The sequence below is a fragment of the Thermodesulfobacteriota bacterium genome (genome assembly GCA_040753795.1).
In the GTDB taxonomy this organism is placed as follows: Bacteria; Desulfobacterota; Desulfobacteria; order Desulfobacterales; family Desulfosudaceae; genus JBFMDX01.
The window spans coordinates 175267-200607 of sequence record JBFMDX010000005.1 but is presented as its reverse complement, the minus strand read 5'-3'; the positions used below and the strand labels follow the sequence as shown (position 1 = coordinate 200607).

The 25341-nt window shown below is 57.2% G+C and carries 20 protein-coding genes; 6 read left to right on the top strand and 14 right to left on the bottom strand.

All coding sequences use genetic code 11. From position 1 onward, the window contains the following. Positions 1 to 11: 11 nt before the first annotated feature. Positions 12 to 1190, bottom strand: a complete 1179-nt coding sequence (locus AB1724_08685; GenBank protein ID MEW6077874.1) for an ATP-binding protein — start codon at positions 1188 to 1190, stop codon at positions 12 to 14. 218 nt (positions 1191 to 1408) lie between these two features. Between AB1724_08685 and AB1724_08680 the strand changes: the two genes are divergently transcribed. Beyond that, entirely contained in the window at positions 1409 to 2155 is a 747-nt protein-coding gene (locus AB1724_08680) for an ion channel (GenBank protein MEW6077873.1), read from the top strand. 21 nt (positions 2156 to 2176) lie between these two features. Here the strand turns inward: AB1724_08680 and AB1724_08675 are convergent, their stop codons facing one another. The 9 genes from AB1724_08675 to AB1724_08635 form a co-directional block, all read right to left on the bottom strand. Continuing rightward, complete coding sequence (locus AB1724_08675; GenBank protein MEW6077872.1) at positions 2177 to 4960, bottom strand: glucosidase; 2784 nt, start codon at positions 4958 to 4960, stop codon at positions 2177 to 2179. 42 nt (positions 4961 to 5002) lie between these two features. Then, complete coding sequence (locus AB1724_08670; GenBank protein MEW6077871.1) at positions 5003 to 6211, bottom strand: DUF6515 family protein; 1209 nt, start codon at positions 6209 to 6211, stop codon at positions 5003 to 5005. Continuing rightward, entirely contained in the window at positions 6208 to 7035 is an 828-nt protein-coding gene (locus AB1724_08665) for a DUF2092 domain-containing protein (GenBank protein ID MEW6077870.1), read from the bottom strand. Before AB1724_08665 ends, AB1724_08670 begins: the two co-directional genes overlap by 4 nt. Before the next feature lie 188 nt (positions 7036 to 7223). Further along, entirely contained in the window at positions 7224 to 7868 is a 645-nt protein-coding gene (locus AB1724_08660) for a hypothetical protein (protein ID MEW6077869.1), read from the bottom strand. Positions 7869 to 8034: 166 nt separating this feature from the next. After that, positions 8035 to 8682, bottom strand: coding sequence for a DUF2959 domain-containing protein (locus AB1724_08655; protein MEW6077868.1), 648 nt, complete (start codon positions 8680 to 8682; stop codon positions 8035 to 8037). A gap of 14 nt (positions 8683 to 8696) precedes the next feature. Then, the gene (locus AB1724_08650) at positions 8697 to 10136 is read right to left on the bottom strand and encodes a GTPase/DUF3482 domain-containing protein (protein MEW6077867.1); all 1440 of its coding nucleotides are present in this window, start codon (positions 10134 to 10136) and stop codon (positions 8697 to 8699) included. Beyond that, positions 10129 to 11703, bottom strand: coding sequence for a DUF2868 domain-containing protein (locus AB1724_08645; GenBank protein ID MEW6077866.1), 1575 nt, complete (start codon positions 11701 to 11703; stop codon positions 10129 to 10131). Before AB1724_08645 ends, AB1724_08650 begins: the two co-directional genes overlap by 8 nt. 111 nt (positions 11704 to 11814) lie before the next feature. Beyond that, the gene (locus AB1724_08640; GenBank protein MEW6077865.1) at positions 11815 to 12975 is read right to left on the bottom strand and encodes a response regulator; all 1161 of its coding nucleotides are present in this window, start codon (positions 12973 to 12975) and stop codon (positions 11815 to 11817) included. A 22-nt stretch (positions 12976 to 12997) separates the two neighbouring features. Beyond that, the gene (locus tag AB1724_08635; GenBank protein ID MEW6077864.1) at positions 12998 to 13435 is read right to left on the bottom strand and encodes a response regulator; all 438 of its coding nucleotides are present in this window, start codon (positions 13433 to 13435) and stop codon (positions 12998 to 13000) included. 468 nt (positions 13436 to 13903) lie between these two features. On the opposite strand from AB1724_08635, the gene AB1724_08630 reads away from it, so the two are divergent. Beyond that, complete coding sequence (locus AB1724_08630; GenBank protein ID MEW6077863.1) at positions 13904 to 14332, top strand: hypothetical protein; 429 nt, start codon at positions 13904 to 13906, stop codon at positions 14330 to 14332. Positions 14333 to 14405: 73 nt separating this feature from the next. On the opposite strand, the gene AB1724_08625 is transcribed toward AB1724_08630, so the two are convergent. Then, positions 14406 to 16589 (bottom strand): DUF6600 domain-containing protein, encoded by a 2184-nt coding sequence (locus AB1724_08625; protein ID MEW6077862.1) that lies wholly within the window; start codon positions 16587 to 16589, stop codon positions 14406 to 14408. A 300-nt stretch (positions 16590 to 16889) separates the two neighbouring features. On the opposite strand from AB1724_08625, the gene AB1724_08620 reads away from it, so the two are divergent. Genes AB1724_08620 through AB1724_08610 form a run of 3 tightly spaced genes read left to right on the top strand, consistent with a single transcriptional unit; the run spans position 16890 to position 19687 of the window. Next, positions 16890 to 17870: an NAD(P)H-binding protein gene (locus tag AB1724_08620; protein ID MEW6077861.1), complete on the top strand. Its 981-nt coding sequence runs from the start codon at positions 16890 to 16892 to the stop codon at positions 17868 to 17870. Beyond that, positions 17867 to 18304 (top strand): SRPBCC family protein, encoded by a 438-nt coding sequence (locus tag AB1724_08615; protein MEW6077860.1) that lies wholly within the window; start codon positions 17867 to 17869, stop codon positions 18302 to 18304. The genes AB1724_08620 and AB1724_08615 overlap by 4 nt, the downstream gene beginning before the upstream one ends. Before the next feature lie 21 nt (positions 18305 to 18325). After that, a complete protein-coding gene (locus AB1724_08610; protein MEW6077859.1) occupies positions 18326 to 19687 on the top strand; it encodes a protein kinase in 1362 nt (453 codons plus the stop codon). A 1-nt stretch (position 19688) separates the two neighbouring features. On the opposite strand, the gene AB1724_08605 is transcribed toward AB1724_08610, so the two are convergent. After that, positions 19689 to 20423: a metallophosphoesterase family protein gene (locus tag AB1724_08605; protein MEW6077858.1), complete on the bottom strand. Its 735-nt coding sequence runs from the start codon at positions 20421 to 20423 to the stop codon at positions 19689 to 19691. A gap of 167 nt (positions 20424 to 20590) precedes the next feature. Here AB1724_08605 and AB1724_08600 point away from each other — a divergent pair, with 167 nt between their 5' ends. Beyond that, a complete protein-coding gene (locus AB1724_08600) occupies positions 20591 to 22669 on the top strand; it encodes a hypothetical protein (GenBank protein ID MEW6077857.1) in 2079 nt (692 codons plus the stop codon). A gap of 26 nt (positions 22670 to 22695) precedes the next feature. On the opposite strand, the gene AB1724_08595 is transcribed toward AB1724_08600, so the two are convergent. Beyond that, positions 22696 to 24516, bottom strand: coding sequence for a radical SAM protein (locus AB1724_08595; GenBank protein ID MEW6077856.1), 1821 nt, complete (start codon positions 24514 to 24516; stop codon positions 22696 to 22698). 10 nt (positions 24517 to 24526) lie between these two features. Continuing rightward, positions 24527 to 25267: a MerR family transcriptional regulator gene (locus AB1724_08590; protein ID MEW6077855.1), complete on the bottom strand. Its 741-nt coding sequence runs from the start codon at positions 25265 to 25267 to the stop codon at positions 24527 to 24529. Between the last annotated feature and the right edge of the window lie 74 nt (positions 25268 to 25341).

Genomic DNA, 25341 nt, shown 5'->3' with positions numbered 1-25341 from the left:
TGAGAATTCGGTTATCTTTTTCCCTGAAGCCGGTTAAGCGCGTAATCAAGCGGCGCGACCATGACATTTTTCTTGATCGGATAGGCCTCTTTTACCGGCGCGATAACCCAGGCCTCATTAATATTCAGATCGCTCAACGCCATCCAGAATCCCTTGCCGACCGTCGGCGCCGCGGATGCTTTAAATTCAAAGGCCACGGCTTTCTTCCCTTTTGTCAGGATCAAGTCAATTTCAACGCCCGTTGAGGTGCGGAAAAAAGCAGGATGCCAGCCTCTGCCGCAGGTCAGAATGTTTTCTATCGCAAGGCCCTCCCAAGACGAACCATAAACGGGGTGCCCCAGCAGATCGTCAATATTCTGTATGCCCAGCAGGGCATGCAGTATCCCTGAATCGCGGATAAATATCTTTGGTGATTTTATCAGCCGCTTTTTGAGGTTGGCTTCAAAGGGCGGTAGTGTCCTGATCATGAACGTTTGAGAAAGCAGATCAATATATTTTCTGACGGTGGTGTGACTGACCCCCAGGGATTCACCAAGCTTGGAGCTGTTAAGGACCTGACCATGAACATGGGCCAGCATCTGCCACAATCGTCCCAGTGAATGGGCGGGGATGGAAAAACCAAGCTGTGGGATATCCCGCTCAAGAAAAGTTCGAATAAAATTTTCTCTCCAGTCGAAACTTTCTTTTGCGGTTTTAGCGAGAAAGCTTCTGGGAAATCCGCCCCTTACGAGGAGTTTCATGATGGCAACAGGCCCTTTATCGGCTGTCTCGGCCACCTCCGGAAGGGTAAACGGCGTCAGCTCAATGTAGGCGATTCTGCCAGCAAGGCTTTCTGAACTCTGTTTGATCAGGTCCCTGGAGGCGCTTCCCAGAATGAGCAGTTGCCCGTTTGCTCCCCGTTCATCGATGATGCTTCTCAAAACCGGGAAGAGCTCCGGTTGTCGCTGAATCTCGTCCAGGCAGATCAGGTTGTCGTTCTGAAATTGAAAAAACAACTCGGGGTCTTGAAGTTTTCTCTGGTCGGAAGGCTTTTCCAGATCAAGATATAACGCCCGGCCAAGCTTCTTGACAATTGTAAGGGCAAGGGTCGTCTTGCCGCACTGGCGCGGCCCCAGCACCGCAACGGCCGGAAAGTTCAGCAGTTTTTCTTCTATTTCCGCCTGGATCTGTCTGTTTCTGTAACCTTGCATATTGAAACTATAGGTTTCGATTTACATTATTACAAGCTTTTTTTGAATTCCGCTTTTATCTTTCCGGCCATGGGCATCTCTGATCCGCTGCTCGGCAAACAGAAGAATCCGGTTTGAAGGATAGCGGAAAATACGGGATATGGGTTTTTATGTTGTTAATTTTATACTATTTAATTATATATTTTTTACAAATACTAAAGAGGGCGGGAGAGGGGATAATGGGTTTACCGCTGCAACACGGCATCAGCCGGTTTTACCGGTTCTGGTGGGAAGGGCGCGGCTTTTCAGCGCTGCTGCTCATCCTGCTCCTGGTTTTCTTTTTGTCGCCCTTTATCGAGTCGACCCTGACCGGTTTTTTTCTGGCTGTTTTTTATATTCCGCTGTTGATCTCGGGCGTCGCCACGGTTACGGAGAGCCGCTTTCTCCGGACGGTTGCCGCCGTGGGCGCATGTCTTGTTCTGGTGTTTCATGTCCTGAACCAGAATTTCCCGGGCAGGTTTTTTGCCATTTGCTGGTATTTTTCCATCGTCGCCTTTTTTTTCCTCATGATCAGCGTGCTGATGCATCGGGTTTTCCGGGAAGGGCCGGTGACCCGTCATCGGATCCGGGGCGCCATCGCGGCCTATCTGCTCATCGGCATCACCTGGTCCTATATATATATGTTGATTTCACTCCTGATCAATGACGCCTTTTCCTTCCCCCCGTCTACAATCGTACGGCCGGATGATCCGGGCCTCCATTCCACGCTGACCTATTACAGCTTCGTCACCCTGACCACTCTGGGCTACGGAGACGTCGTGCCGGTTCATCCCGTGGCCCGCATGTTCGCAATTCTCGAAGCCCTCCTCGGCATGCTTTTCCCGGCCACGCTTCTGGCCCGGCTGGTGTCTCTGGAGATCATGTACCGGCACACGCCGGGGATCGGAAAGCCCCCGGAGGAAGACTCGAAAGACGACCGGTGGTAAAAAGGCGATCGCTGCAGGGCGTCATGCCTTCCTGCTTTTCGGCTTCCCGGCGACGGTCTTCCCCCGGGTCTTTGCCGCGGCCCGGGGCGGCTTCTTCCCACCGGCCGGAATTTTCCCTTCCGGTTTTTTTTCCATAAAAGCGGCTATCTTGCCTTGCCGGAGCACCTGTTCAAAGGTGCTGGTGGCGAACAGGTGCATGATGCGGGCGATGATGCCGGTCCAGCCGGTCTGGTGGCTGGCGCCCAGACCCGCCCCGTTGTCCCCGTGGAAGTACTCGTAAAACTGGATGTGATCGCTCCAGTGGGGATCCTCATGGACTTTTTTCTGTCCCCCGTTGACCGGCCGCCGGCCGTCGGCGTCCTTCAGGAATATCGCCGCCAGGCGCCTGGAAATCTCTTCGGCCACCTGGTAAAGGTTCATCAGCCGCCCGGACCCGGTGGGGCATTCCACGGTAAGGTCATTGCCATAGTAAGCGTAGTATTGCAGCAGCGCCCGGATGATCAGGCCGTTGACCGGCATCCAGATGGGGCCGCGCCAGTTGGAGTTGCCGCCGAACATGCCGGTGTCCGATTCCGCCGGCAGGTAGGAGACCTTGTAATCCTGGCCGCCGGCGCGGAACACGTAGGGATTCTGGTCGTGAAAACGGGACAGGGAACGGATGCCGTAGGGGCTCAGGAATTCGTTCTCATCGAGCATCTTCTCCAGCACTCGTCGCAGCTTGGTTTCGTTCAATACCGAAGCCATCCGCCGGCCTTCCTGTCCGCGCTTGAAGGGATCATGGATGAAGGCCCTCAATTCCGGCCGCGCTTCCAGGAATTTTTCAAAACGCCGGCCGGCTTCCGGGAATCGGTCGGCAAATTTCCCGTCCATGGCGGTGGCCGCGCAGAACGGCAGCAGGCCCACCATGGAACGCACTTTCAGCCGCTGGGAACCGCCGTCCGGCAGCCGCAGCAGGTCGTAAAAGAACCCGTCCTCTTCATCCCACATGCCCATGCCTTCCCCGGCATGGGCCAGGGCGTTGGCGATCCAGACGAAATGCTCGGCGAACTTGAGGCTCAAGTCCGCGAAAGCCGGCTTATGGACGGACAGTTCCGCGGCGATTTCAAACATGTTCTGACAGAAGAGGGCCATCCAGGCGGTGCCGTCGGCCTGTTCCAGGTAACCGCCCGTGGGCAGGGGCGCGCTGCGGTCAAAGACCCCGATGTTGTCCAGGCCCAGGAACCCGCCCTCGAAGGCGTTGCTGCCCGAGCGGTCCTTGCGGTTGACCCACCAGGTAAAGTTCAGCAGCAGCTTGTGAAAGGAGTTTTCCAGCCAGTCCAGGTCCCCCTTGCCCTTCTGCGCCTGCTCCAGGCGGTAGGAAAAGATGGTGGACCAGGCGTGCACCGGCGGGTTGACGTCGCTGAAGTTCCATTCATAGGCGGGAATCTGTCCGCTGGGATGAAGATAATTGTTCCGCAGCATCAGGTTCAGCTGCTGCTTTCCGAAATCGCAGTCCACCAGGCTCAGGGACAGAACGTGAAAGGCCAGGTCCCAGGCCGCGTACCAGGGGTATTCCCACTTGTCCGGCATGGAGATGATATCGGCGTTGTAGAGGTGGTTCCACTGTTCGTTGCGGTGGGCGGTGCCCTTTTTCGGTTTGAACAGGCCGGCCCCGCGCTCTTCCAGCCAGCGGTCGACGTCATAATAGTAAAACTGCTTGGACCACAGCATGCCGGCCAGGGCCTGGCGCATGACGCCGGCCGCGTCGGCGTCCAGGGAGGATGGGATGACCGATGCGTAGAAATCGTCCGCTTCGCTGCGGCGGGCGGACATGACCGCGTCAAAGTCGGCAAAGGGTTTGGCGGCGGTCCCGGCGGTGAGGCGCAGGCGGACGACGGTTTCTTTTCCGCCGGGGATGGTCAGCGGATAATAGGCGGAGGCCTTGGTGCCGGCCTGATCCGGGTTAACCGCTTCCCGGATGCCGTGGACCATGAAGTTGTTGATGCCGTCCTTGACGTAGGGGGTGCGGTTGGGAACATGCACCATGCGGGCGGTGTTGGTTTCATTCTCCGTGAAAAGCAGGTCGCCGGCGGCTTCGCAGTAGAGGCACAGATCCCCCATTTCGGGATGAGTGGCGGAGATGACGCCGGCTTTCGTCCGCCGGAGCAGGGGGCGGGGACTGTTGTCGCCCCAGGACCAGGTGTTGCGGAACCAGATCGTCGGCAGCACATGGAGAATGGCCGCCTCCGGCCCCCGGTTGCAGGCGGTAATCCGGATCAGGATATCGTCGGGCGCGGCTTTGGCGTATTCCACAAACACGTCGAAATACCGGTCGTCGTCAAAGACGCCCGTGTCGATGAGTTCGTACTCCATATCCAGGCGGCCGCGGGAACGGTTGGTTTTCACCAGCCCGTCGTAAGGGTAGGCCCGCTGGGGGTACTTGTAGAGGTATTTCATGTAGGAGTGGGTCGGCGTGCTGTCCAGGTAGTAATAGTATTCCTTGACGTCCTCGCCGTGGTTTCCCTCGCTGTTGGTGAGCCCGAACAGCCTTTCCTTGAGAATGGGGTCCTGGCCGTTCCACAGGGCCAGGCTGAAACAGAGCAGCTGCCGGTCGTCGGAGATGCCGGCCAGACCGTCCTCGCCCCAGCGGTAAGCCCGGGACCGGGCCTGGTCGTGGGTGAAATAGTTCCAGGCGTCTCCGTTCTCACTGTAATCTTCGCGCACCGTGCCCCACTGCCGCTCGGACAGGTAAGGCCCCCATCTTTTCCATGAGGTTTTCCCCAGACGCGCTTCGTCGAGCCTGATCTGCTCCGCTGTCTTCTTCATCCCGTTCCTCCGTTTTAAAAACAAATCAATAAACCTGAATCGTTACACCCCCGGGTTGGCCACGATCACGAAAACATCCCCTTGGCGCTGGTAGAAGATTTTATCATAGCGGTAGTAGCTCTGCTCCTGGTGCTTGATTTCAACCGCGTACTGGGGGATGGTTTTGACTTCCGCTCCCAGGGGGGGATCCACCAGCACGTAGACCGGTTTACCGTCGCGGGTGACCGTCTGGTAAAAAGCATGACCGCTGACGAAGTACTCCTTTCCGTTGACCATCACCTTGTAGGCGTCGGTCAGGTTGTCCAGCTCCACGCCGGGCGGCGGGGAAGTGACCACGTAGCGGACCTCTCCGCTGGCGTAGGTGGAACGGTACCAGACGGAATCACAATGGTAATAGGTGCTGGCGTATCCGCCGGCATTGTTGACCACCACCGTCCGGGAACAGGGAGGGTCATCATCTAGATAGAAGGAGTAGGACATCGTTGTCACCGGATAACCGTACCACCAGACCGGGTAATAGTGGTCGTCCCAGTAGTCATGGTATTCGTCTTCATACCAGTCCTGCCAGTCTTCCCGGTTCTGGTCCCGCCAGTCCTGCCAGTCCTCCTGGCTCCAGTCCTTATGGTCCGCCGGCAGCTGCTCCGCGGATAGACCTGAATCCTCGAATTTCTGCCGGAGCTGCTCCTTCTGCTCCGGGGTCAGGCTTTCCAGGCGGCTTTTGACCTGCTCCTTCTGTTCCGGGGTCAGGTTGGAGGCTTTTTCCTGGAGCGCCTGCCGCTGCTCGGGTGTCATGTTTTCGGCGCGGCTCTGCAGCGCATCGCGCTGGTCCGGGGTCAGGCTGGAGGCTTTTTCCTGGAGCGCCTGCCGCTGCTCGGGCGTCATGTTTTCGGCGCGGTTTCGCAAAGCCTCTCTCTGATCGGAGGTCAGGTCGGAGGCGCGCTCCGCTCTGTCAGAAGACCGGTCCCGGGTGCCGGCGGACGGACCGGACACGTCCCGGGTGGACGGCCGTGAGCCGTAATCCCGCGAAGGACGGGAAACGTCCCGCGTCGAGGGCCGGCTGCTGTTGCGGATGGAACCGTAACTTCCGCCGCCGCCTCTTGAGAATCCGCCGCCGCCCCGGGAAAAACCGCCGCCGCCCCGTGAAAAACCACCACCACCGCGTCCGCCGCCCCGGGCTTCAACGGAAACAGCATAAGACCAGGCCGCCAGACAGACACTGATGAGGATGACGGAAAACATTTTGCGGTTCATGGCTGCCCCCCTTCCTTTTCCAGCGGCGCCGGGACCAGTACGTCGATCCACTGGAAACCGGCCGGCACATTGACCCTGAAGAGGTCATCGGCAAATCGGCCGGGCGTCTCCCAGGTGTCCAGAAGCGCCACCGACTGGGGCATGCCCGGTTCTTCCCGGTAGGTGATGACCAGTTTCCGGATGAAAGGCGTCGCGCCCTTTTCCACCCAGAGCTGCCAGTCCACCGCCTTCCCGCAGAAGGAGAGGTGGGTGCATGGCCGGCCGTTCACCATGCTGTCGCCGACCACGTCGGCCTTGAGGGCCAGGCGTTCGAGGGGGCTGAGGTCGCTGTAAAAGAGATCGGCCAGGGGCTGGGGTTCCTTTAACAGTTTCTCCAGCATGTCAAGGGTGGCGTCGATGGTGGGCGGCGCCTTGACCTGGGTGTGCACTTTTTTGGAATGCTCGGCCAGGCTCATCGTCTTGCCGTCATACCAGTACTGGCGCCTGCGGCCGTCATCAAAATTGACATCGGCAAAGAACCGGTCCGGGCGCTGAATGTAGATGTCGCCGTTCCTTTCAAACTGCAGTAGGCGGCCGTCTTGCTGGACCACGTCATAAGCAATGGCAGAGCGGACATGGAACCGTTTCAGGCCGGTCAGAAAATCCGTGGCCCGCTTCAGTTCGGCCAGGGCGGCCGGGTCGCGGTTATCGTCGTCGGTCGTGGTTGGGGCGGTTTGAGCCTCAGGCGGTTTCCGCGGTGACGGCGTATCGGCCGCGAACGCCGTTTGCGTAAGGCAGAGCCACAGACCCGTCAGGAACAGGGCCAGGGGTATGAGTTTTTTCATTCAGATCTCTTTCTGGATAATAAGGTTGATGAAGTCGTAAAAAGTTTTTACCTCGTCATTCCGGGCTTGACCCGGAATCCAGTATAAAATTGATACTATCCATTTTTTCTGGACCCCGGCTCGGGGGCCGGGGCGACGAAATATGGCAAATTTCGACTTTTTACGGTTTCATCAAGGTTAGGGGCTATCTAAAAATCATCGCCGCACAGGTCGATAAACAGAAAGCCCAGGGCCAGATCCAGAACTTCCAGCGGATCAACGGCCAGGTCGAGGCCGACGATCAGCGGGTGAACGGACACACCGATTTCCGTTGAGGAATAGTTGGGCGAAAACCGGCCCTCGTTGCTGCCGTCCAGGACGCTCAATTCCGCTCCCACGTAGTTCTCGATGCCGATGGGCAGGTTGATGGTCGGTTCCCGGCGCGGTCCGGGCAGCCCGGCATAAATGGAGGTGTATCCGCCGACGGCCAGGGTCAGCGGCTTGGTGGCGCGGACGCCGACGGCGATTCCCGGTCCGACTCTCACCCGCAGACGGACAAAATCAAACACGTCGAGGATTCTATTGGGTATGTACAACAGCAGCTTATGGCCGAATCCGTGCTTTTTGACCTCGCTGGTTTTTCCCCCCGCGGTTGCGGTCTTGTCCGTCGGTTCCGCCGGCGCGGTCTTGTCCGCTGATTTTCCGGTTGTGTCGGTTACTTCCGGCACTTCCTCAATCGTCGTCGTTTGAGCTGATGCCGCTTCCGGCGTCCCGGTCGTCGTCTTTTCCGCCGCCAGGGCCTGGCCGGTAATAAACACCAGAACGATAAAACAGAGCATCCATTTTTTCATCATTTTTATCTCCCCATTTTATTAAACAGCTGTTTGTCTTCTCAATTCGCAAAGCAAACCGTATGCCACTTTTAGAAATCTACTTAATATATTGAACCGATTGAAATTTTAATATGACGATGGCTTCCGGAAAAAATGTGGTGTTACCCGCTGCCGATATATCGGCACTTTATTCCTCCTTGAGCGAGGCGATGAACGAATCGGCCTGGGCGATGGCGCCCTCCATGTCGCGGACCAGTTGATCGACATTGGTCTGAATGGCGACCACTTCGGTGCTCAGACCGGCGATGGCGCGGGCGTTTAAGTTGTGCTTCATGAACAGCACCTGGTCCCGCAGGGGGACCAGGGCCGGCTCCAGCTTGGCTTCGGCCTTTTTCATGGCCTCAATGAGTTTGGCGTATTTTTTCCGGGTCAGGTCATACTTCTGTTTACTGGCCTTGCGGAGACTGTCGCTGTTGTACTGATCGATCTCGGACTGCCATTCATCAAACAGGGCCTCGGAAACGTCCTCGACGGCACGGATGCGGTCGCGCACGGCGTTTGCCTCGGCTTCGGTCTTTTGCAGGGTGGCGTTGAAACGGTTGTATTCCTTTTCCAGATCGCCTCCCTTAAAGTTGACCACGCTTTTGAATTGCTCCATGGCCGTCAGAAACTGCTCCTTGGCTTCGTTCTGGGTGTCACGGGCCTCTTCGACCCGGTCCACCATGATGTCGCGTTTATGGATGCCGACTTTTTCCATGGCGCCGTAATACATGGTGCTGCAGCCCGTAAGCCCGGGGAAGACCAGGCAGAACGCCAGCCACCGTAATCCTTTCATGACGATCTCCTTTTTCAGGTTATCTGTAATCGTTCAAACCCTCCCTTGGAAATTTCCTGGAGGGTCCGGAATAAAATATCCGACACGGTCGGCCGGGCCGCGGAAAGGGCGGTCCAGTCGCCTTTCCGGGCGGCGGCAAAATAGTGACCGAACTGTTTCTTGATGAAGGCGTCCCAGCGGGCGGTGATACCGGCTTTAACCGGCGCGTTTTCTCCGTCCGGCTGCCGGGGCGGCTCCCGCCGGCTGTGGGCCCAGGCGCTGACATGGGAAAAATAGATCAGGGCCCGGTCCATCAGGATATACAGCATCTGGTCGTTTTTAATGGGTCCCACCTCTACCCGTACGCGGCCAAGAGGCAACCCCCTGACCCGGGAAGTGACGGCCTGCTTCGCGCCCAGGGCCGCCGACCCGCCGCCCAGCAAGCCGCCCAGCGCGGCAAAGGCGCCCAGGCTGTGTCCGCCCAGGACCAGGTCGATTTTCGCGCCCACGATCCCGCCGCCGGCCGCTCCGGCGGCGGCCAGTTGCCACTGGCTTAAGCCCAGAACCCGCCACGATTTTTTAGAGAACAGGTCTTCATTGACAATGGAGTGGGGCGGTAGTTCCACGTCAAACAGATGGTGCTTGAACTGTTGCCGGATGGACTGGTGCGCCTCCTTTTCCAGCCGGTTGATATCGGCCCGGTATTGATGCTCCAGGCGGTTCCGGGTCCGGGGTACTTCGGATTCGTCGGCGCAGGCGGCGTCGACGGCGTGCCGGGCCGAAGTGACCATCAGTTCCAGGATGGTGGACACGGTGTGATCGATGCGGCGCCGCCAGTCCTGCCGGAAGGCGTCGATGACCTCCTTGAGGGCGGGCTGCCATTCCGGATCGATGTGCCGGAGGCTTTCCAGCAGTTCGATCCGCTCGGCGTAGGTGGCCCGGTGGGCGTCGAACACGCGCACGCTGTTGAAGTGCTTCCGGGCTTCGTTTTTCCACTCCTCCATGAATTCGCCGCGGGCCCGTTCCTTGGTGTTGATCACGGCCAGGCGCGGCAGGCCGGCCAGGCGCAGGATTTCCATTTCCATGACGTCCACCCGGCGCAGAGGCCGGGAACCGTCGGCCACGAAGATGACGCCGGCGCCCTCGGCCAGGGGGGAGAGAAGTTCGACTTCGTGGGCGAAATCGGCGTCATGGCGGTGGCCGGCGATAAAGTCGGCCGTTATGGCGTCGGCCGGTCCCTCATGCCGGGAGAACCATTCCAGGGTTTTGCGGGGTTGCTGGAAGCCGGGCGTGTCCACGAACCGGATCAGTTCGCGGCCGTCGATGACCACCGGATAGCGGCGGCAGACGCGGGTCTCGCCGGGTAACGGGCTGATGCGGACGCTATCGTCTTCGGTCAGGGTGGAAACCACCGATGATTTTCCTTCGTTGGGGTGTCCCAGCACGGCAAAGGTGGGAATGTCCGGTCTATTCATGGCCGCCTCCCAGGGATTCGATCCGCAGAAACGGATCGTTCAGACCGGCCGTTGCCCGTTCCCAGATCGTACGGTCCACTGGGGCCGGCCCGGTAAATCGGCCGTTGGACCCGGGTTTTCCCACCAGGCCGATAATCATTCCTGTTGCCGGTCCGACCGCCTGCCGCAATCCGGCCAGCCAGGAAACGGTCTCTTTCAGGGGAGGCTGCCAGGCTTCGGTCAGGATCACCAGACGCAGATCGTCGGGCGGCAGCGGTTGCCGGGAAAGAAGATCACGCAGAGACTGGCTGTCGACGGCCGTGTCCTGGGTCAGGGGCAGGCGGCCGGCCAGATTCAGCCCCAGCCGGGAGGAGAGTCTTTCTTTCAGCGCCGGATCGGTAAAGAAAGCGTCGATCTCTCCGGGGACAAGGGCAATGGCCGGACCCATGGGACCGGTGAGGGGCCCGTCGGCTGCGCTTGACGGGTTAGCGGAGAAGTTTTGTTTTTCGCCGACCGGATCTTCCGGCATTTCCTCCCCCGCGGTCCGCAGGCGGGGAGTTTGAAGGCGCTGGATCAGACGGTCGCACTGGCCGGTGGAAAAACTGACGGACAGGAGCGCCCGGCGCTGCTCCCGGACGCCCCAGGCCAGCAGCAACCCGCGGGGAATCAGCCCGTAACACAGGATCGCATAGATCAGAAACGGCCACCACGAAACCAGGTCCGGCGTGGCCAGATGAACCATGCCTTCCTTTAAAATCATCCGGCTGCCCTCGATCTGGGACAGGGCCGGGTGAGCGGACGCCACGGCCCAGGACCAGGGCAGGGAAAAGAAGCCCAGCAGGCGATGGATCGTTGCCGGATCGACGAAGAGGGTCGACTGCCAGCCGAAGGCCAGATCGGTGATGGCCAGCTTGAGACCGACGGCGGCCAGAATTCCCAGGTTGAACCAGATACCGGTCAGTTGCGCCAGGAGGAAGAAGGGCCAGAAGAAGACCGGGCCGTAGATCGTCCGGCGGAGATCGGCCAGATTGAAAAGGGCGCTGAACCGCAGGCGGGTTTCCGCCGTCAGAACATTGTCCCCGGCCTTCCCAATCCGAATGGCCAGGCGCCGGAAGAGCAGGGCGGCGGCCGGGTACAACCCCATGAAGCCGCCCTTTACCCCCAGGCGGGACAGCAGGGACGATATTCCCAGCAGGCCCAGCAGCAGCAACTGGGGCGCCACCAGGATCCAGAGGCAGGTGAAGATGTTGATGGGCATGGCGCCGCTGTAGGACAGGACCGACCAGGCCAGGACCGCGCCCAGGGCAAAGGCGGCGGCTGCCGCCAGGATCCGCATCAGGGCCATGGTCTCCCGGTAAATCTCACCGGGCAGGGGCCGGTCTTTCGGCAGGCCGGCCCGCTTTTCATCCAGCCAGTAACGGATCAGGTCCCGGCGTTTAAAAGGCGGCGTGTGGGCTTTGGCGTAGCCCAGGAAAATGTCCCGGTCGGAAGCGGTGTCCGGCTTCCCGGCACCGTCCATCTCTTCCGGCGCCTGACGCAGAAAAAAATCCAGATCGATCAGGTCGCTTATCCGCCAAAGGGTCGACACCGGAGGTCTCCATGGGAAGATGTAATTCAAATCGATATAATTCGAGAAAATCAACGCTACTGACGGCATGATGCACGCAAATCGTCATCCTGTCAACTCGCGTTCCGGTGCCTATTTCTTTACCGGCAGGGTAATGGTAAAGGTGGCGCCCTGACCATCCCGGCTGGCGACGTCAATCAGGCCGCCGAGTTTGGAGATAATGCCCCAGGAGATATAGAGTCCCATGCCGGTTCCCTGCCCGACACCCTTGGTGGTGAAAAACGGTTCGAAAATCCGGGTCAGATTTTCCTCGGATATGCCGCTGCCGGTATCCTGAAGCATGATTCTGGCTTCTTCCAGAGAAGAACTCAGCCGAATGGTGATGCGGCCGTCCCGGCCGGTGGCTTGAATGGCATTGGTCAGCAGATTGAGCAGTACCTGCAGCAGGGAATAGGGATCACTCCAGGCGATGGGGTGGGGCGGAACGCTTTCGAGAACAATCTCGATGTTTTTCATGGCGGCCTCGGTTTGAACCAGCGCGATGCTCTCCTCCGCCAGTGCCTTGAGGCTGACTTCGATCAGGCTGGCCGGATCAACCGTCTCCGCGGTCTGGGTCCGGACCGCCTGGAGCAGTTGCCGGGTGATCCGACCGGCCCGATCCACTCCCTTGTGAATCCGGTCCAGCGCTTTTTCAAAATCGCCCTTGCGGGGAATGTCCCGCATCTCCGGCGTGACCAGGATCTGCCGCATCCATCCGGCCGCCTCCTGAATGATGGCCAGCGGATTGTTGATTTCATGGGCCACACCGGTGGCCATGGTGCCCAGAGCCGCCAGTCGCTCGGACACCACCATCTGCTGCCTGACGCGTTCCCGGAATTCGGCTTCCTGTTTTTCCGCGTTACCGCGGCGAACCTTGTCATGGGCCTGGGTGATTTTGAGGATCAGGTGTTCCAGTTCGACGGGCTTGGTGAGATAGTCATAGGCGCCGGCTTTTATGCCGTCGACGCCGTCCCTCGTGTTGGCGTGGCCGGTCAGCAGGATCACCTCCGTCTCGGGGTAATCCGCTTTGACACCGTGCAGGGTTTCAATACCGTCCATTCCGGGCATTTTGACGTCCATGACGATAACGTCGACGCGACTTTCCGCCATCAGGCGCAGGGCTTCCGCGCCATTTGCGGCCGCCCGGACGCCTATGCCTCTGCGGCCCAGTCGCTTGGTCAAAACTTCCCGGAAATCCTTTTCATCGTCGACCAGCAGGATGTGGATTGCATTTGTGTTTTTGCCGCCGCTCATTCCGGACCGTTTCCGACAGCCATCATATTTTGCTCTGTCTCAGCAGGGCGGAGGTCTCGGCTTTGCGAATCCGCTCCAGTTGCTCCTGCCGCCGCTGCCTGGCACGGTTCAACTTGGCGGTCAACTCCTCAAAATCCGCTGGTTTGAGCAGAAAATCAAAAGCCCCTCTCTTCATGCCTTCAACGGCCGTCTGGATCGTACCGTGACCGGTCAGCATGATCACTTCCGTCAGGGGATACCGGTTTTTTATCTCCCGCAGGGTTTCAAGGCCGTCCATGCCCGGCATTTTGATATCGAGAACAATGACGTCGATCTCCTGCTTTCCCAACATTTCCAGACAGGCGCGACCGCTCAAGGCCGTCACGACATTTTCGCCTGTTTCCCTGAGCCGCAGGCTCAGCATTTCCAAGAAATCCTCTTCATCATCAACCAGCATGATGTTGCCTGTTTCGTTATCCATGCAAACTTCTCCTCTCGCGGTTATTCAGTCGGCGCCGGGCTCATCCGCAACAGGCGCCGTATTTCTCGTCATCCGTCCACAGCGAATTGAGTTCAGGCTTTACGATTCTTTAATTCCAGTTTCCCTTATTGTTAAAAAGGTCAGTCAGGATAAGAAGTTGCGTTAATGTCTGTCGTCCACCCATAGCAAGGAAGGCCCTCGTGTGTCAATATTTTCTCGGATGTCCCGCCCGCACCGGTTTTTTTGTTTCCCCCGGCGAGCCGGTCTTGCCGAATATGATGAAATGTGAGGCCACAGGATGCGGTTAGCGGATTTATCCGATTGCCTTTCAAAGCGGTTTATTGTAAAGATTTTGACTGTTATTGATTACGCCGATTGCGGGGCGGTACAATGATTAATTGTTCGCGTGCCTTGACCCCTTGAATCCTGGCCCTTTCAAAAACACCCCCATACTACCGGCTTACGTTGATGAAAAAAATTCCAAGTCACTACACCGGCAGAACCAGGCCGGTCAGGGAATCGATCACCATCTATGGTAAATACAGCCCTTACCGGCTGGACAGCACCTTCTCCCATATCATCTGCAATTGCGGCAATAATCTGTTTACGGTTTTTCTGTCCGATTACCCGGAGGTAAAGTGCGCCTGTTCGGAATGCGGTGAGGAGATTCTGATGTATGATGTTTCCTGTTACCCCGATGCGGAAGGGTGCGAACCGGACAAAGGCAAATTCAGCAAATGGGTTTCCGACCCGGGTAAAGATCGCTTTGAGCTTATTGCCATCTGGATTTACCCCGATTATCCCGATCATCAGGATGACATCGACTGGTTCGTGCTCATCACTATAGACCCGGACACCCGGGAGTATACGGAGATTATCAACTACCAGACATTGTAAGGGCGTTTTTTATTTTTTAGAGATACCCATCATACAATAGTGCCCGGTTTTGTCTTTTATGCTGTCTTGCCGGTTACGGTGCCTCTTCTTCCGTGTCCTGGACCTGACCCTGGTCGCTGCTTGGCTGAACCTGCGGCTGCTGATTCTGCTTATGCTTGCCTTTTTTCCGCTGCTGCCCGGAAGTGTTCGTCTGGGGTGGGGGGTCGGGTGGAGTCGTTACCTGCGCCTCCGGCGGTGACATCGCCTTTCCGGCAGGTGTCTGAACCGGCGGCATAATTTTTTGTTCGGCAGGTGCCTGAACCGGTTTCGTTTGTTTCCGGCGTTGTTGATTTGACGGCTGCGGCGGCGTGCCCGATGTCACCGCCGGTTGTTCCGCCACCGGTGGCGTGGTCGCCGGCGTTTCAGACGTCTTCCGGTAATGCTTGGGAGATGATGGCTGGGATTGGGTCTGTGGTTGAATCGATGCATCCACACCCGGTTGGGGGCTGCCCTGGCTGCTGGATTTTTGAATCTGATTTTTCCGGTTCCGAGGCGGTTGATTTGACGGCGGGGTGCCCGTTGTCACCGCCGGCTGTTCCGTGATCCGCGGCGCCGGCGCCGGCGTTTCCGCCTTCTTCCGGTAATGCCGGGGAGATGTCGGCAGGGATTGGGGCTGTTGCGGCGTCGGTGTAGTCACTCCCGGTTGTAAATGGTTCTGACCGGCAGGCGCCTGAATCTGCCTGTTATGATCCCAGCGCGGCTGACGGGGCGACGGCGAGGGTCCCGGTGTCGCCGCCGGCTGTTCCGTGACCCGGGGCGCCGGCACCGGTGTTTTTTTAATCGCCGGCATGGTGCCTGGCCGTTTGCTGTTATCGATCTGCTGGACGGACGGCGGCACGCCCTGAGTCGCAGGCCGGATTTTTCGTGTCACCGATTCATGCGGTTTTTGATTCACGACGGTTTTGGTGAAATTATATTTACTGGCAATGGTGCTGTAATTGGGAATGACCCTGTTGTTCAGCACCGGCGCTGTTTTAAATTCGTCAATGCCGGGGCCCTGGGTGAGCCGCAGTTTGCTGTAATCAGCGGTCCGGTAAAAACTGTTGCGATTAATAATGACGGCATGATGACGGTATCGATAAGCATGGCTGCCGGTGTAGTACCTCCAGCGGTGAGCGCCGGCATTACACCGCGGCCCCCAGTACCGATGACAGTAATAAGGTTCCAAAGGCGTCAGCGGAATCCAGCCTACGGTTGTCCCGGAGTAAATCCAGGCCACGCGGCCCGGATACCAGGCGTATTCCATGGCAAAGCCCGGTCCGGTACCCATGTGACGGCCCGACTTGGGCGGTACCCAGTACCAGTGATGACCGAGATGGACCCAGCTGCCATAGTGGTGCGTGATATAGCCGAACGGTTCATGGGGAATCCAGCAGTTGTCGTCGTACCAGACGGTCCAGTGGCCGTGGGTGAATGGCGCCCACCCGCTGGTGACCCGAACAGGCCGCCAGAAGTGGTGGTAGGCGCCTTCATAATAGACCCGATCCCATTGACCATATTCCTCCAGGACGTAGGCCTCCTCATGCAGGCGCGGCGGCAGATACCTCATGGACGTATCGCTCTGACTGATCCGGTCCGCCCATACCCGGTCCCGCTGGGAATTGAAAGCGTCCCAGTCTTCATCGGCTTTTCCGTCCCCGGAAGTGACCTGGCTGCCGTCGGCGATGATGGATGGGCCGTTGGCGGTGACGTCATAACCGCCGGTTCCGGAAACCGGGGTATACGTCACGGTTCCTTTCAGCGCGATTACCTCCACTGATTTATCGCCTGCGTAAAAATCGAAAATCGTCTGGCCGGGGGCGGTGACACGGCCGAAGGCGGACGTAACCTCGATCACGCCATCGGCGCTCTGGTTATAGAAACGGGCCATGCCCTGAACCAAGTCGACCCGGGTAAACTCTTCTCCGACGGCGATGAGCTGGACCTGGGTACCGTCTCCCATGCGTATCCAGGCGCCGTTGGGAAATATGGATTCGGCCCGGGTATTATCGCCGGAATAAAGAATGTCGCTCAAGCCGAAAGGGGCGTCCTCAACCGTGGCCACCCAGTCGTTCTGTTCCGGGACATATCGCAGCAGTTCCCCGGCTATATAGGAAATACGGCCGACCACCACCGGTTGCGCGGATTGATCCTGGGCCGATACCGGAAGCACCGGCAGGAGGCAGAGCCACGTCGTCAACGCGAGACAGCAGATGCTTTTAAATATTCCAGACTTCATATTGTCTGCTCTCCTTAAGGTGGAATATGGTCACTTCGATTTTCATTGCCTATCGCTCAATATTTATCAGAAAAAGACTCGGAATACTACAAAAGTCGGCTTCATGTTTGAAGCGTACGTTAGCCCCCCGGACTCCGCCCGCCGGAAGAAGGGGCTTTCGTCGTGCCCGGCCTGAACCAGCAGACAAGACAAACCAGTTGATTCGTTTCGGAGTTGTTGATAATCTGAATACAGGTATCTGGCCGGAATTTAAATAGAAACAAATATAATGCCCCCGGCGGCAAGAAATGGATTAACGCCATGGCGAATCAAAAAATTCTTCTCACCGGCCCCACCGGGTTTATCGGTAAGCGGCTGCTCTACCAGTTGGATGAGCGGGGATATCAGGTCCGGTGCCTGGTCAGGGCCGGCGAAACCCTGGACCTGAACATTCCGCTGCGGCGGGAACCGGAAATCGTTTACGCCGACCTTCTCGACCCGGACTCCCTGCCGCAGGCCCTTCACGGCATGGACGCCGCCTATTATCTGGTGCATTCCATGGGCGGCCGGAGCATCCGCCAGACCCTGGCCTTTGCGGAAAAAGACCGCCGGGCCGCGCTCAATTTCAGGCAGGCCGCCGAACGGGCCGGGCTTTCCCGGATTATTTACCTGGGAGGCCTGGGGGATGCCGGGGACCGATTGTCCCATCATCTGGCCAGCCGCCATGAGGTGGCCCGGATTCTTCAGGCCGGAACGGTGAAAACCACCGTGCTGCGGGCCGCGGTCATCATCGGGGCCGGCGGGGCCTCCTTTGAAATTATCCGCTATCTGGTGGAACGGCTGCCGGTCCTCCTCTGCCCCCGCTGGGTTTACACCCAGTCCCAGCCCATCGCTATCGACAATGTCCTGGCCTATCTCTGCGGATGTCTGGAAGCGCCGGAAACCGCCGGCCGGTCCTTTGACATCGGCGGTCAACAGATCCTCAGCTACGCGGATCTCATGCTGATGTATGCCCGGGTCAGGAAACTTCCGCGCGCCATCATCGGGGTGCCCCTGGTGCCCATCAAGCTTTCCGCCTACTGGGTCCACCTCATCACCCCCGTTCCCGCCGGCGTGGTCCTGCCCCTGGCCCAAGGGCTCAGAAACAAGGCCGTCTGCCGGGAAAACACCATCCGGGACCTGATCCCCATTCATCTGACCCCCATGGAAACCGCCATCTGCAACGCCCTGGCCGAAGAAGCCGGAGGCCCGGGGAAACTGCTCTCCCGACAGGCCTGTTTTCTGCCTGAGGATCCGGCATGATCATCAAAGCCGTTGTTCAGATCAACGCCCCTCTGCAACGGGTGTGGGACGTGTTCGCGGACATTCAACACTGGAAAGAGTGGAATCCGGTCTGCCGGGAATGCCGGTTTGAAACGGGCAGCGCCCTGGTCAAAGGCGCCTGTATTTCCTTTGAGCTAAACCCCCTGATTCTTCCCCTGCGCATCGCGCCGGAAGTGACGCACTGCAGTCCCGGGGAAAAAGTGGTCTGGCAGGGCTCCCGCCTGGGCATCCACGCGGTCCATGAATTTTATTTTAAGGAAACGAGCAATGGCGTGGACCTGACGAGCATCGAACATTTCAGCGGTCCCCTGCTGATGTTCGCCAGGATGATCGGTATGCCGTCAAGGCTCCATGCGCTCACGATCCGGCTTCTGGAAGCCATCCGGCAGGCGGCTGAATCATCGGGCGCTTGAGCATATGAGGCCATCTCAAAAATGAATACAGAGATAAAATCCATCGGTAAATATCCGATCAGGTCGCGTCTGGGGCAGGGGGCCATGGGACAGGTATACAAGGTTATCCTCCCCGGGGAAAACCGGTTTGCCGCCTTGAAAGTATTAAAACCGGGACCGGACCTGATCAATAAAATGGGAATGGAATGGATTTACGAGCAGTTTATTCAGGAATTCAAAATGCTGTCGGATTTGCGCCACCCCGGCCTGGTAAGCGTCTGGGGCCTGGAGCAGGATGACACGCTTGTCTATTATGTAATGGAATACTTTTACCGCAACCTGGGCCTCATCATGGGCGAATCCTATTGGGCGGACAGGCCGTCGCGGGTTCTGCGCGTTGAAAAGGCCGTCGGTTACATACTGGAAACGCTTGATGGCTTAGGCTGGCTTCACCGGGCCGGTATCGTTCACCGGGATATCAAACCGTTCAATCTGATGCTGACCGAAGCGGACGCTATCAAGATAACGGATCTGGGCTTGTCCAGAAGGCGGGGAGAAAGGCCGGCCGGCCCCGGAAACGTGATGATCGGCACGCCCTATTATGCCGCGCCGGAGCAGGTGGCGGCACCGGAAAAAGCGGATCACCGGGCGGATCTGTATTCGATGGGGGTGATGCTGTATCGCATGCTGACCGGAATACTGCCCCAACAACCGTTGAAACGGCCGGGCGCCCTGAACCCCGAGTTGGATGACGGCTGGGATGAGCTCATCTTAAAATCCATTCACCCTGATCCGGATAAACGGTTTCAGGACGCGGAATCAATGAGTCACGAGATCCGGACCCGCTACCGGGATTTCAGCCGTCAGAAGCAGGCGGCCTGCAATCTTGCGGACGATTCCGGCAGACGGATAACAAAGGAAGAATCCGGTCCTGTTCTTTTACGATCCGTGGCGGAAAGGGTTCCGGCCAATCGCGCGGCATCGGTTTTTCAAATCGATGAATACCATCGACCGCGGCAATACCTTAAAAACAGCTTTGGAGCCGTAACAGACGGTGTGATGGTTGACGCCACGACGAACCTGGCGTGGCAGCAGGCCGGGTCCGAGTCCGTGTTGCCATGGGATCAGGCCCACGCCTACATATTCACGTTAAACCGGCGGAAATTCGGCGGATATGAAAACTGGCGTCTGCCGACCGTCAATGAACTCCTGTCCCTGTTGAACCCCCCGCCGCCGGGAGAGGACTTCTGTTTCCAATCCGCCATGTCTTCCGTACAGAAATGGATCTGGAGCGGGGATACCCGATCAAAAAGGGCGGCCTGGTTCATGGATGGGGAAATGGGGTTTGTCGCGTCCGGCGATATTCTGGACGGTTTCCATGTCAAAGCGGTTTGTTCCGTCTGATTCAACCCCTGCTCTGGAGCAGGGCGGCGAACCTGGAAGGAATGCCGGCGGCGATTATTTTCCGGGCGGCGGCGGCGGCATCATATTCAACCGCCCTGACCTCTATCCGGCCGGTTCCTGAATCCCAGATAACATACCGGGCCCGGACGTCACCGTCCCTGGGCTGTCCGACACTGCCGACGTTGATTAAATATTTTCTGTTTTGCCGGATTTGCACGGGCCCTTTATCCAGGGGGTGAAGCATGATCTGATCATTCTCGTAATACAGCAGCTTAAGCTTATGGGTGTGACCCACAAAACACAGATCATCCTTTATTTCCGTAAACGCCTGCCGCAACTGGTCATCACCCGCCTGGTGCAGGTAGAGACTGAAGGAATCCGGCGGAAAACCATGAACAAAGCGACACCCTGAATCCGACAGGCTGGTGCGGGATTCCCTCAAGTATCTCAGGGAGTGTTCCGAAAGGCTTGCCGCGGCAATGTCAATAGCCCTTCTGACGTCTCCTCTATGCCAGCCGAGAACGGTATCATCAAGAACGGCCATCTCATGATTGCCCAGCACGGTGGGAATATGGCCGGCAATCAGTAATTGTAAGACTTCTTCGGAATCCGCCCCGTAACCGATATTGTCACCCAGGGAAACGATGCCGTCGGTCTGCTGCGTTTGAATATCGGCCAGGACGCTGGTGAACGCCTCAAGATTTCCATGAATATCCGAGATGATCGCGGTTTTCATCGTCGATTTCAACCATAACTTGTTTATTGTTCATAACAAGGGCCGGACTTGTGTGTCAAGGTTTTGCATACCCGATTCCCGTCCTGAATGGAAATTTAATTTAAATAGTGGTAACATTAATGGGTCAAACAGGTCGTCACGGATTACATGGAAAGGAGCCCGGGAGAATGCAAAAAGATGGTTATGTATATGAGGGTGAAATAAAGAAGGTCAGCCTGTTTAAAAAAGTTAAACATGGGCAGGGGACACAGACATTCTCGGACGGATCAACATACGAGGGAGAATTCAAGGATGATGCCTACGACGGGAACGGGACGCTGATTCTTCCGGACGGGAAAAGATTCGAGGGGGAATGGAAGGCCGACAGTTTTGTAAAAGGACAGGTGGTTTCCCCGGACGGATCAAAATACGAAGGGGAATGCCGGGATGGACGCCCCATGGGAATTGGGGTGTTGAGGCTGCCTGACGGGAAAACATATGAAGGTGAATTCCAGAACGGTCGCCCCACCGGAAAAGGGGTGCTGACCTTCCCGGACGGCAAAAAATACGAGGGGGAATGCAAGGATGGCCGCCCGGCGGGAAAAGGCGTGCTGACGCTCCCGGACGGGAAAAGATTCGAGGGAAATTTCCAGGGCGGCAGTTTTGTCGAAGGGGCGCTGATTTCCCCGGAAGGTGCCATTTACGAGGGGCAATTCAAGGATTACGCTTACCACGGGAAAGGGGCCCTCACTCTTTCGGACGGGACAAAATTCGAGGGGAATTTCCAGGGCGGCCGTTTCGTGAACGGGTTGATGACCCTCCCGGACGGATCGCAATACGAAGGGGACTGCAAGCATGGCCGTCCCGAAGGGAACGGGGTCATGACCCTTCCGGACGGGCAAAAGTACGCGGGAGAATTTAAAGACGGTACCCTGATAAATGGGACACTGACACTTCCGGACGGGACAAAATACGAGGGGGATTTTCAGGCCGGCAGTTTTGTGAAAGGCACGATGACCCTCCCGGACGGACAAAAACAGGAAGGAGAATGGCAGGACGGGGTCCTGGCGAAAGGGTTGCTGACCCTCCCGGACGGAGCCAAGTACGAGGGGGAATGCAAGGATGGCCGTGCCGAAGGCAAAGGGGTGATGCTTCTTCCCAGTGGGCAGAAATACGAAGGGGAATTCAGGGATGGTGTTCTGGTAAAAGGGATGATGACGCTCCCGGACGGACAAAAATACGCGGTAGAGCGAAAGGATGACCACTTTACTGGAAACGGGAAACTGGCGCTTCCGAACGGGGCGACGTACGAGGGAGAATGCAAGGATGGCCATGCTGAAGGCAGAGGGGTGATGACGCTCCCGGAAGGGACAGTATATGTTGGAGAGTTCAGAAACGATGCCTTCGTCACCGGGACTGTGACGTTTCCGGACGGCACCAAATACGAGGGAGCATTAAAGGATGATGCTTACAGTGGCAAAGGGGTCCTGACGCTCCGTGACGGATCAACATACCAGGGAGAATGGGAGGATGGTGCCATTGTAGAGGGGACGGTGACTTCACCGGACGGCACGATATACGCCGGTGAATTAAAGGATGACGTTTACCATGGGAAAGGGGCATTGACGCTCCCGGACGGGAAACGATACGAGGGACAATGGAACTACGACGTTCTGGTAAACGGAGCAATCACATTTCCGGACGGATCAATATCCGAGGGAGAATTCAGCGAAGGCGCTCTTGTTAAAGGGTCGATGACGTTCCCGGACGGATCGATATCTGAGGGAGAATTCAGTAAAGGCCATCTGGTCAAAGGAGCGAAGATCCTTCCGGACGGAAGAAAAATCGAGGGGGAGTGGACGGATGGCCGACCCGAAGGGAAAGTGACGATGACTTCTCCGGATGGGGCAAAATACGAGGGAGAGTTCCGGGACGATTTTCGCAGCGGGAAGGGGATGATTATATTTCCGTCCGGCAGAAAATACGAGGGGGTATGGACGGATGGCCGTCCCGATGGGAAAGGGTTGATGACGCTCCCTGACGGATCGGAATTCGCGGGAGAATTCATGGAGGGCCGTCTGATCAGCGGGGCGGTGACTTATCCGAACGGGTCGAGATACGAGGGAGAATTCAAGGATTACCGCCCCCATGGGAAGGGTACGATGACTTCCCCTGATGGCACAAAACACGAGGGGGAATTCAAGGACGGCCTTCCCGTAAAAAAACCGCCGATTTCAAAACCAGCAACCGGAGGCAAACCGAAATAATAATCCGGATGGACTCCGCCCGGAGTTTACATCAGGCTCAATGAAGCTTCCAGAAGTTCCTTCTCCGTCTCGACGCCTTTTCTCTTGTCCAGGTATTGAGTGAAAGCCTGGAGCCCTACCATTATATTTCTGAGTCGCCCCTGGGATTTCTGAAACCGCTTATACGATTTTTCTCCGCCGGGACGTTCAACCCGATAGGGCCGCTCAGGCCACCCGGGAGCGGGTTTGGAGTAGATGTATTTTTTAAAGGACTCTTCGCTGATCAGATTTTCGCGCGGTGAGATAACGTCCAGAGCTTTGTTGAGCCCGGAAAGTCCGATGAGCCATTTTTCCTGCCATTTCTGGAAGGTGGTCGGTTCGCCGATGAGGCGCAGATAGTTTCGTCGGTGGTCCTTCATCTTTTTCCGCACAATGTTGTTGGGGGCGTAAATCTCCATGGCCTTGAGCAGGGGGAAGACGGTGAAGGCCATGCGTTTGTGGTATTGGCCGCGTTCTCCGATGTGCTCGTTTCTGTGCCTGTTTTCCATGCAGTACGCATAACCGCGCAGGTTGACGTCAAGATAGCGGGCGACAGTGGCGCCGTGGGTCTGGTAAAGCTCCCGGTATCCCCGTTCGATCAGTCCCATCACTTCATGTTCGTTGAAGTTTTTCGGGTCCATGCCGCCGCCGCCGAAAAAACTGATCGAATTCCAGTCGACATTTTCCTTGATGCGTCCCTGGCTTTTCATGTCGCGCCACATCGGGGTGGCCGGGAAGGGGCAGACCCGGGTCAATTGCTGGGTGGTCGGCTCGAGGGCGATGAAATCCTGCAGATCTTCTTCTATGTTCTGGCGGTCCTGAAAGTCAAACCCCACCATCCACGCCCCGCTGGTGGTGATGCCGACATTGTGCAGCCCCTTGAACATCTCTTGGTAACTCAATCCCGCGGTCTTGCAATAGCCGTGGTCCTGGGCGTATTTCGACTCGACACCGACAAACACGGTGCTGGCGCCGGTGAGCATCATGTCCTCGAAAGACCATTTGCTCATCGACCGCATGGAGGCCAGGCAGTAAAAACTGTAATAGGCCAGCCCGAATTCGCTGTCTTCCCGCAGCAGCCTGCCCAGTTCCCGCATGTATTCCATATCCGCGAAGGAATCCTCCTCGAGCAGCGTCACCTGTGGGATGTAGGGGTTTTCTCGATAGAGGCGCTTGAATTCCCGGTGCACCTGTTCCGGGGTCATCAACTGGATGCGGCGGTGCTGGAAATATTCCGTCGTACCGCAGAAGTCGCACTTGTTCGGGCATCCTACCGACCCGACGATGACGGGGGTCTGGCCTTTTGAACGCCGGCTGATCATCGGTAAAGTCGTCCCCCATTTGGGGAGGTGGGAGTGGAACATGGGCTGGTCGACTTGTTCGCCGAGCAGTTTCCGAAAGTAGGAAACACCTTCCTCGTGGCAGAGGTGATCGCAAAATTCCTTGATTTTTTCCGGTGTCGAGGTGGCCTCCAGACCCGCGGCGCCGAAACCGCCCAGAACGATTCGTGACTTTGGGGCTTTCCGGCGGATGGCCCGGCACATTTCCACCGCGTCGTCCATCTGGTTATGAAAGAAGCTGATGCCGATGTAGTCGTAGCCTTTTTCAATCTCCGTCAGGAAATCCTCTTTTTTCGGAAATTCCAGCAAAACCGACGGCGAATCGATGTTCTGCGCGATGAGGTGGAAGGAGTTCATGTGCAGATGACCGCTGAGAGTAAATATGTCGCATCCGCGGCTGAACCGCTGGTTCATTATGTCGGTGGGAGAAGTGTTGAAAAACTGTTCGATGTAAGGGCCCCAGGTGGTGGTAAAAAGAATGTTGGTCATTGCCGTCTCCCTATTTTGTTTTTTTCCTGGCCAGCGCGCGCAGCCGCTTCAATTCATCCTGGATAAATTTCTGATGCAGGGCGCTGATGACTTCGTTAATGGCCGGGATCCCTTTTTTAAGCAGGTCTGCTATTTCATCCGCTGACCGGCTGCGGGCAATACGATCGACAAAAATGGTCAGTTCGGACCTGGTCAATTCGCGGATGAGACGGAGGTAGACGTCCAGCGCCTCGACATTGATTCCCATGTCGGCGGAAAATCCCAGGGCCCGGAAATCGCTGAGCGCTTTAATCAGGCGATAGTCGACCTCGTCGTAATATTTTTTCCCTTTTTTGTATTCGGGCGTAATGGCGCCCCGCTTTTCGATGGCCGCCATTTCCGTTTCGGTCAGGAGGACATGTTTCATGACTTCGGCGTGGGGAATGTCGTAAATCTCAGGAAGAAGGTCGTGATCCTCGGACAGACGGGATTTGACCTCCAGGAGGATTTTATAATCCTCCATGGTTAGATCATCGCCGGTAAAAAATATTTTTTTAATGGTTTTTATCGACAATCGCAGTTCGTCCTGAAGGCGCTTGATGAAGGACACTTTACGGATGGATTCCTGATCGTAATAGGCCATGTTTCGAGCGGTCTTCTGGGGTTTTCCCAGAAGCCCTTCGTTAATATAGTGCCTTATGGTGGAAAGGGGCAGGCCGCTGGCTTTGGCCAGCTCACCGATTTTCAACTTGTTGTCGGCTAATATGTTCATGGCTTTCTCGTAAAGTGATAGGTGATACTATTTACTTTGTGTCAGCCGTTTTGAAATGTCAAACCATTTTTATG

Bases quoted from the DNA above. Each gene is read 5' to 3' on its own strand.
- AB1724_08600 (MEW6077857.1), top strand. From the start codon at position 20,591: ATGCAAAAAGATGGTTATGTATATGAGGGTGAAATAAAGAAGGTCAGC.
- AB1724_08685 (MEW6077874.1), bottom strand. From the start codon at position 1,190: ATGCAAGGTTACAGAAACAGACAGATCCAGGCGGAAATAGAAGAAAAA.
- AB1724_08610 (MEW6077859.1), top strand. From the start codon at position 18,326: ATGAATACAGAGATAAAATCCATCGGTAAATATCCGATCAGGTCGCGT.
- AB1724_08650 (MEW6077867.1), bottom strand. From the start codon at position 10,136: ATGAATAGACCGGACATTCCCACCTTTGCCGTGCTGGGACACCCCAAC.
- AB1724_08680 (MEW6077873.1), top strand. From the start codon at position 1,409: ATGGGTTTACCGCTGCAACACGGCATCAGCCGGTTTTACCGGTTCTGG.
- AB1724_08635 (MEW6077864.1), bottom strand. From the start codon at position 13,435: ATGGATAACGAAACAGGCAACATCATGCTGGTTGATGATGAAGAGGAT.
- AB1724_08655 (MEW6077868.1), bottom strand. From the start codon at position 8,682: ATGAAAGGATTACGGTGGCTGGCGTTCTGCCTGGTCTTCCCCGGGCTT.
- AB1724_08595 (MEW6077856.1), bottom strand. From the start codon at position 24,516: ATGACCAACATTCTTTTTACCACCACCTGGGGCCCTTACATCGAACAG.
- AB1724_08630 (MEW6077863.1), top strand. From the start codon at position 13,904: ATGAAAAAAATTCCAAGTCACTACACCGGCAGAACCAGGCCGGTCAGG.
- AB1724_08660 (MEW6077869.1), bottom strand. From the start codon at position 7,868: ATGATGAAAAAATGGATGCTCTGTTTTATCGTTCTGGTGTTTATTACC.
- AB1724_08590 (MEW6077855.1), bottom strand. From the start codon at position 25,267: ATGAACATATTAGCCGACAACAAGTTGAAAATCGGTGAGCTGGCCAAA.
- AB1724_08640 (MEW6077865.1), bottom strand. From the start codon at position 12,975: ATGAGCGGCGGCAAAAACACAAATGCAATCCACATCCTGCTGGTCGAC.
- AB1724_08675 (MEW6077872.1), bottom strand. From the start codon at position 4,960: ATGAAGAAGACAGCGGAGCAGATCAGGCTCGACGAAGCGCGTCTGGGG.
- AB1724_08665 (MEW6077870.1), bottom strand. From the start codon at position 7,035: ATGAAAAAACTCATACCCCTGGCCCTGTTCCTGACGGGTCTGTGGCTC.
- AB1724_08625 (MEW6077862.1), bottom strand. From the start codon at position 16,589: ATGAAGTCTGGAATATTTAAAAGCATCTGCTGTCTCGCGTTGACGACG.
- AB1724_08620 (MEW6077861.1), top strand. From the start codon at position 16,890: ATGGCGAATCAAAAAATTCTTCTCACCGGCCCCACCGGGTTTATCGGT.
- AB1724_08615 (MEW6077860.1), top strand. From the start codon at position 17,867: ATGATCATCAAAGCCGTTGTTCAGATCAACGCCCCTCTGCAACGGGTG.
- AB1724_08605 (MEW6077858.1), bottom strand. From the start codon at position 20,423: ATGAAAACCGCGATCATCTCGGATATTCATGGAAATCTTGAGGCGTTC.
- AB1724_08670 (MEW6077871.1), bottom strand. From the start codon at position 6,211: ATGAACCGCAAAATGTTTTCCGTCATCCTCATCAGTGTCTGTCTGGCG.